Genomic DNA, 6,918 nt, shown 5'->3' on the forward strand with positions numbered 1-6,918 from the left:
CCGGAGTACGTACTCGTGGACGGCACCATCGCCGAGTGCGACCGCGTCGGGGACAGCAGGGCGGACTACTCCGGCAAGGCCAGGCGGCACGGCGTGAACATCCAGACCGTCACCGGACCCGCCGGCGAACTCCTGTGGTACTCGCCCGCACTGCCCGGCCGGACCGTCGACATCACCGCCGCCCGCACCCACAAAATCGTCACCACCTGTGAGCGCCTGAAGATCCCCGTCCTCGCCGACAAAGCCTACGAAGGGGCCGGCGGAACCTTCTGTACCCCCTTCAAACGCCACTGCGGACGCGACCTCACCATCAAACAGCAGGCCGTCAACCGTGCACACGCCCGACTACGGGTGCCGGTCGAGCGGGCCTTCGCCCGACTGAAGACCTGGCGCGTCTTCCGCAAGGCCCGCTGCAGCCCCAACCGACTCACGTCAATGGTCCAAGCCGTCCTCACCCTCGAGCAGCAACGCTGAAGATCCTTACTGAGCCTCCTTCTCCTAGACCATCTCCACCGTCATCGCACTCCACTTCTGCAAACCGGCCTCTGAATAAGCCTCAGGGTCCAGGGGGAGATTCACCCCCGCCCTGGACCGTGTCTCCGGCGCTCGACGTAGTGCCACCCGGCGGGTCCTGCGCGGTAGCCACCCCAGACTCCCCACTTCTGACCTGTAATCAAACCGTATGTCAGGCAATCAATTTGCACGGGGCAGGCATCGCAAAATTTCCGAACGATTTGCGTGGTTGTTTTTTCGCGCCCTTCGGGGAAAAACCAGTCTGGGTCGACATCCGGCCTGCTGCATGCCGCAAAGCGGCGCCAGTCGGGCACAGCTGGCATCCGGAGGCCGCGGCTATTCGAGTCCTGGTTGGCCACAGCTAGCACACTCCTGTCGGAAAAATGACGTCGTAGCGCAAAGAAATGAATCTTGATCGGTGATGATCAGGAAGGCTTCTTGATGCAGGGTGATCTTCACTGGCGATGCCTTCGCAGGTCACAGGCCTGTGGATAGTCCTGGCCCAGGCCGTGATCAAGTCTCAGGGGGGTAGTGCGTGGCGATCTGACGGACCAGCAGTGGGCAAAGATTGAGCCCTTCCTGTCGATGGGGACTCGGACGCTCCTGCAGCTGGCTGGTTGCGAAAGGCCTCCTGGCCGCCGACCACCGAGCCGGTGCCGCTGCTGGTCACTCCCGGCTGCTGGCAGCGACAGCCTCTGGTCCGTCCCTGTCCTGGAGGGCGTCTGGGGCGGGGGCGGGCTGGCGTTGAGGTCCGTGTGCCGGATTCTGTGAGGTGTGGGGTAGTAAGGCCTGTTTCTTCCTTGCTAGCTGTGTCTGTGTGCGATGACGCGGCTGGCGAGCCGGTGCCGTTGCGGAGAGGGGGGCAGCTCTGCGGCTGTCCCTGGTGGGGGGCCTGGGGTGTGTGCTGTTCTTCTCTGGTCAGGCGCTTTCGCGGCGGGTGTCGGAAGGGCGGTGGAGATCCTGTTCCGGGAGCCGGGTTTGTCCTGGGCTGCAGGTCAGTGCTGGCCGGGCCGGGCTGGCGCAGGCTGGTGTGTTTCCCGGAAGGTCATTCAAAAGTCTGTGGATCTTGGGTAGTTGATCGTGGAGAGCAAGATCGGTCCCCTCGGCGTACCGTACGGGGTGTCGAATCCAGTGCGGACGCTCGGGGGGACCGATGCGCTTCCACCGTACTACCGGGCTGAGCCCGCATCAGCTGGATGTGCTCATCAGACGGGTGGAGCGCCGACTGCCCTGCTGGGACCGGACCCTCGGGCGTCCTCGTGCGATGCCCTTGTGGAAAGCGGTCATTCTGCTGTGCTTTCTCCTGCGGCATGATGCGGTGCAGGAGATGGCCGGTGAGCTGTTCGGGGTCTCGCAGCCGACGGTGTCCCGGTACGGGATGCTGCTGCGGCCGGTGGTGCGTGACAGCCTCAAACAGTTCGGCTTCGGCATCCGGCGTCTGCCCCGGGGCGAGCCGGTCCTGGTCGACGGGTTCCTTGCCCCGTGCTGGGACTGGAAGGCCGCCGAACGGCTCTTCCCCGCGAAACACCGCCGCACCGGCCACAACGTCCAGGTGATCTCCGACCCGCGCGGACGGCTGAGAGCGGTGGGCCGGCCCCTGCCCGGAGCCCGGCACGACTCCTACGCCTGCACAGCCTCCGAGGCGGAGGCCGCCGTCGGCAGACATCCGGGCCTGGGTGACAAGGGCTACCAGGGCAGCTGCTTGTTGACTCCGTACAAGAAGCCCCGCCACCGCCCGCTCACGCCGGTGGAGAAGGACTGCAACCGGGCCCATTCCTCCGTCCGCTCCGCGGTCGAGCGCTGCATCGGCCACCTGGAGAACTGGAAGATCCTCTCCGAGGACTACCGCGGCCCCCTCGACCGCTTCCCCGAGGTCCTCGACACCGTCGTCCAGCTCGAACTCCTCCGCACCTGGACCCCACCAAGATCCACCACTTCTGAACAACCTTCCCGGATTTTCGGCCGTTTTCCGGGAGCGGGTTGCTGGGGTGGCCCCGGCTGCTGGGCTGCCGGGGCCTCGGGGGTGTGGTTCAGTTGCCGGCGTGGCTGCGGCGGCGGCGCAGGACAGTGTAGGCGAGGCCTGCGGCGGTTGCTGCTGCGGTGCCGCCGACGGCGAGTGCGGTGGCGCTGGAGTCTGTGGTGCCGGTGGTGTCGGCTCCTGCGTTGACGCCGCCCTTGGGTGTCGTGGGGGCGGCCTTGCCGGTTTGCTGGGTGTTGTGGCTGCCGGCGCCGGCCTCCTTGTGCTCAATGCTGTTCTTGTTCCATTCCTGGTTGATCCTGCCGTCACTGGTGAGTGTGATCTTGAGGCCGGAGGGCAGCGTCGCGGTGTTCTTCAGGTCGCCGCGGGTGCTGAGCTTCGCGTGCTGCCCGCTCTTGCTCCCGGTGACGTCCGCCTGGTAGTTGCCGGACTTGCCGATCTCGGAGATCCTGGCGGTGCTGCCGTCCCGGAGGGTGACGGACTGCTGCTCCCCGGGAGCGGGGCTGTCCTGGCGGCCCTTCGCTGCGGCGTTCTTGTGGTTCTGCTGGTCGCCGGTGTGTGCTTCCGGCGCGCTGGTGCGGGTGTCGGCGAAGGCCGCGGTGGCGGGCAGGGCCAGGGCGGACAGGGTGCCGACGGTGGCTGCAGCGATGCGGAGCCGGGTGCGGATAGGCATGACGTCATCCCAACTGGTCTGTCGTGCTCGGACGTTGCGCCCGCTGCACAGCGGGCCTGATCAAGTTACGAATGGATCATCACGGCAACCCATAGAAAATGTAACAAACAGCCGCACAGTCCACTGATACGTTATTTATGGCCAAAAGTACGATCTGTTCACATGGCGGAGACGGCGTCCTGCCCGGGTGGTGTAACGGCGCTCACGGCATAGTGTCTACTCGGGGCGCAGGTCAGGGCGTCTTGTACTCAGGGGGCCTGACGGGGCGTCAGTGCGCTGTCCTCGGGGCGATGTCCGTCCCGGGGCTGACACCCACGTGCCGGCGCCAGCCGGCTTCTGTGCTGACGGCTCGTCAGCATCGAAGGGGTGCGGGTGCGGCCTGTCAAGGGGTACGACCCGTGCCTCTCCGCTTGATCACTGTTACACCACCCGGCGGGACGCCACCGCAGTCTGCTCCGGTCCGTGTTTTCTCCGCCTGCTGCAACCAAAACCGCTAAAGGATCCTCTTTGAGGATGAAACGCGCCCTTTGCTGGAGGTTCTTCCTGTGAGCAGCACGCTCCGTACCCCGCTGGCCCGCCATCGGCGCGGCCGTGCCGCGCTCGTTGGCGCAGCTGCCCTCGCCGTTGCGCTGACTGCCTGTTCCGGGGAAGGACCTGTCGGCAACGGCACCAAGTCCCCTGGCCCGGCGCAGATATCGGTGAACCTGTCCGGCAAGCAGGCCAGGGCAGGCGAGCCGGTGCGGGTGAGGCTGGCTGACGGCAAGCTGCGGGAGGTTACGGTCACGGACAGCAAGGGCGGCACGCTGGACGGGAAGATATCCGCCGATGGCAAAACCTGGACCTCCGGCCGCAAAACCGCACCCGGCCTCACTTACAGTGTGCGGGCCACGGACGACAAAGGCGGTGCCGCCACCGCCGGTTTCGGAACCATGGCCCCGGAGAAGGTCAACAAGATCACCTGGGCGCCCGGTGACCGCACGACCGTGGGGATAGCCCAGCCGGTCTCCCTTGTCTTCGACCACCTGGTGGAGAACAAAGCTGAGGTGGAGAGACACCTGAAGGTCGTCACCGACAACGGCACCGAGGGTTCCTGGGGGTGGATGAAAGACTATGACGGCAAGACCCGGGTGGACTGGCGCCCCAGGGACTACTGGAAGCCCGGCACCAAGGTGACCCTCAAAGCCGATCTCGCCGGCGTGGACTCGGGCGGCCCCGGGGGGTGGTTCGTCCGCGATTACCAGACCAGCATGACGATCGGAAAGAAACAGGTCATCCAGGTCGACCTCGACCACCACCGGCTGAAACTCTACCGCGACGACAGACTGGTCAAGGACGTTCCGGTATCCGCAGGAACCCCCGGCGGCGAAAAGGGGTCCTGGCGCGGCAAAGCCGTCCTGATGGCCAAAGAAGGCACCATCAACATGAATTCTGAGACAGTAGGACTCGGCAGCGCTTACAACAAGATGGTCGACTACTCAATGCACCTCACGGCCTCGGGGATGTACGCGCACGCAGCACCCTGGAACGCCGCCTACTTCGGCAACAGCAACCACAGCTCGGGCTGCATCGGCATGAGCGATACCGACGCCAAGTTTATATATAGCCAGGTACAGGTCGGCGACCCGTTCGAGATCACCGGAAACGATGCCAAAGGAACCCAGGCCGTCAACAACGGCTACGGTGAATGGAACCTCTCCTACGATGGCTGGAAGACCAGGAGCGCCCTCGCCACACGGTGACACCCGCCAACTCACCGGAGCCCGGCAACGCGCCAGCCCCTGTAGCACTGAGCTTGTTCAGTGTGGCCGTTGGTCGGGTGAGGGTGGCGGGTCCGGTGGTAACGGACAGTGGCAGGCAGGCCCGGCGACTCCGTTGCTGAATTGGTCAGCTGGCGAGTCGGTGGCTGAGGCGTTCGAGTCTGCTGGTGCGGGGTTTGCGTAGGGGGTCGGTGGTCCACCAGGCGTCGAGCCGGACGACGTTGAGGGCGGTGGCGGAGAAGGCGTGTTGGAGGCGGACTTTCGGCAGGCCGCGGTAGCGGGCCCGGCGGATGCCGGTGATGTCGAGGGCCTGGTTGACGGTGCCCTCGACGCCCGCGCGCAGGGCGTACTTGGTTCTCCAGGGCTCGGTGTCCTGTTCGGCGCGGGCTGTGGCGGTGCGTTCGTGGAGTTCGCGGGGCCGCAGGGTGAGCATGCGGGTGCCGCGGACGGAACTGGTGCACTTGTTGCGGGAGGGGCAGGGGCGGCAGTCGGCGCGGGCGAAGTCGATCACGATGGCGTCACGGCCGTGCTGGGTGACCGGATACCAGCCGGCGCTGATGGAACCCTCGGGGCAGCGGACCTGACGGGCTTTCCGATCGATCCGGAAGGCGCTCTTGTCGAAGCCCTCGGCGGCCCTGGCCTGGGGTGAGTGGTCGGCCAGGAGCGGAGTGACCATGGTGATGCCCTGCCCGGCCGCGGCAGTGATCAGGTCGGCCGAGGGGTAGCCGGAGTCGAGATAGTGCTCGGCGGGCTTCACCTCGCGCTCGGTGAGGTTCTTCTGGATCGGCGCGGTCGCCTTCACATCGGGCACGGTGGCGTCAGTGGTGTGCACGTCGGTGATCAGGTTCGGCGCCGGGACACGGAGACAGCCTTCGGCTTCGGCTTCGGCTTCGGCTTCGGCCGGAGCGTGACACGTCTCGGTGAGATGGATCTTGTATCCGCACCAGAAGAGGTCATCGCCCTTGACGGACCAGCGGGCGTCGGGGTCGTAGGGGGAGGCCAGGCGGGTACTACCGGGCGGGACACCGTCATTGTCGGCGTCCCGCTTGCTGACCACCTCCCGTCCCCGGGCATCGACGCGGACGGTGTAGGTCTGCACGAGGACCTGCCTCAGCAGGGCGACCGCCTCGATCTCACGGATCCACACCGGGGCGCCGGGGGACCAGGCGGCCCGGCACAAGGCCAGCGCGTCCTGGCCGAAGACCTGCGCGAGCCGCTCCCGCTTGGTCTTCGACGACGGCATCGTCCAGCCATCGACGCGCGGCCCGTAGCGTTCGGCGAACTCGGCGACGTCGATCACCCCAGTCAGCCAGGACGGTGCCGCCACCGCCAGAGCCTCCAGCGCCGCCCGTACGCTCTCCCCGGCCAGCTCGGTGCGGTTCAGGTCACGGACCGCGCTGATCACATAGGTGGAATCGGTGCGCTGCTTGCCACCGGCCTTGACCAGCCCGGCCTCGCGGCAGTGCTCCAACAGCCGGTCGAAGAGCACCCGTTCCATCCCGCCGGCGGCCAGCCGGGCACGGAACCTCGACAACGCGCAGAAGTCGAAGCCGGTATCGGACAGTTCCGCGCCCAAGGCGTACTTCCAGGACAGCCGGTCCCGCGCCGCCTCCCCGGCCTGCCGGTCGGTGAGGTTCTCGGTGAACTGCAGCACCGTCACCAGAGCGAGCAGGGCCGGGGACTGGGCAGGAGCACCACGGCCGGGAAACGCCCCGGTGAACAGCGCGTCATCGAAGACCTCGGTCAGGTGGTCGCGGACCCGCATCGGAAGGCTTCCCTTGGGAAAAGCGGCACGGGCCGTACGCACCGTCTGTTCCGGAACGGACGGCAGACCCCCAGGCCTCATGGACACCACCGGACCCCCTGCGGCCGGGGCAGACAGAACGACCGCGCCAACGATCATGCCGAACAGCCCCAGACCGCCGCAGGCAATTCAGCAACGGAGGTACGTCCAGCAGTCCGGGCGTCATCGCAGTCCAGAAGGGATGTGATCAGGT

At 66.5% G+C, this 6,918-nt stretch carries 5 protein-coding genes and 1 pseudogene; 3 read left to right on the forward strand and 3 right to left on the reverse strand.

All coding sequences use genetic code 11. The features are described 5' to 3' along the window. A partial coding sequence (locus ACLHRZ_RS37115) for a transposase family protein (protein WP_490422991.1) occupies positions 1-474 on the forward strand: 474 nt, incomplete at its 5' end. A gap of 101 nt (positions 475-575) precedes the next feature. Here the strand turns inward: ACLHRZ_RS37115 and ACLHRZ_RS37120 are convergent. Further along, positions 576-836 (reverse strand): WhiB family transcriptional regulator, encoded by a 261-nt coding sequence (locus ACLHRZ_RS37120; RefSeq protein ID WP_490422995.1) that lies wholly within the window; start codon positions 834-836, stop codon positions 576-578. Between the two features lie 1,055 nt (positions 837-1,891). On the opposite strand from ACLHRZ_RS37120, the pseudogene ACLHRZ_RS37125 reads away from it, so the two are divergent. Beyond that, a pseudogene (locus ACLHRZ_RS37125) lies at positions 1,892-2,338 on the forward strand (transposase family protein); the annotation flags it as partial. 205 nt (positions 2,339-2,543) lie between these two features. Here ACLHRZ_RS37125 and ACLHRZ_RS37130 read toward each other — a convergent pair. Beyond that, a complete protein-coding gene (locus ACLHRZ_RS37130; RefSeq protein ID WP_490422992.1) occupies positions 2,544-3,164 on the reverse strand; it encodes a hypothetical protein in 621 nt (206 codons plus the stop codon). A gap of 545 nt (positions 3,165-3,709) precedes the next feature. On the opposite strand from ACLHRZ_RS37130, the gene ACLHRZ_RS37135 reads away from it, so the two are divergent. Continuing rightward, a complete protein-coding gene (locus tag ACLHRZ_RS37135; protein WP_490422993.1) occupies positions 3,710-4,903 on the forward strand; it encodes a L,D-transpeptidase family protein in 1,194 nt (397 codons plus the stop codon). 145 nt (positions 4,904-5,048) lie between these two features. On the opposite strand, the gene ACLHRZ_RS37140 is transcribed toward ACLHRZ_RS37135, so the two are convergent. Continuing rightward, the gene (locus ACLHRZ_RS37140) at positions 5,049-6,824 is read right to left on the reverse strand and encodes an IS1182 family transposase (protein ID WP_490422994.1); all 1,776 of its coding nucleotides are present in this window, start codon (positions 6,822-6,824) and stop codon (positions 5,049-5,051) included. Positions 6,825-6,918 lie beyond the last annotated feature (94 nt).

Source organism: Streptomyces sp. AM25 (assembly GCF_058146165.1).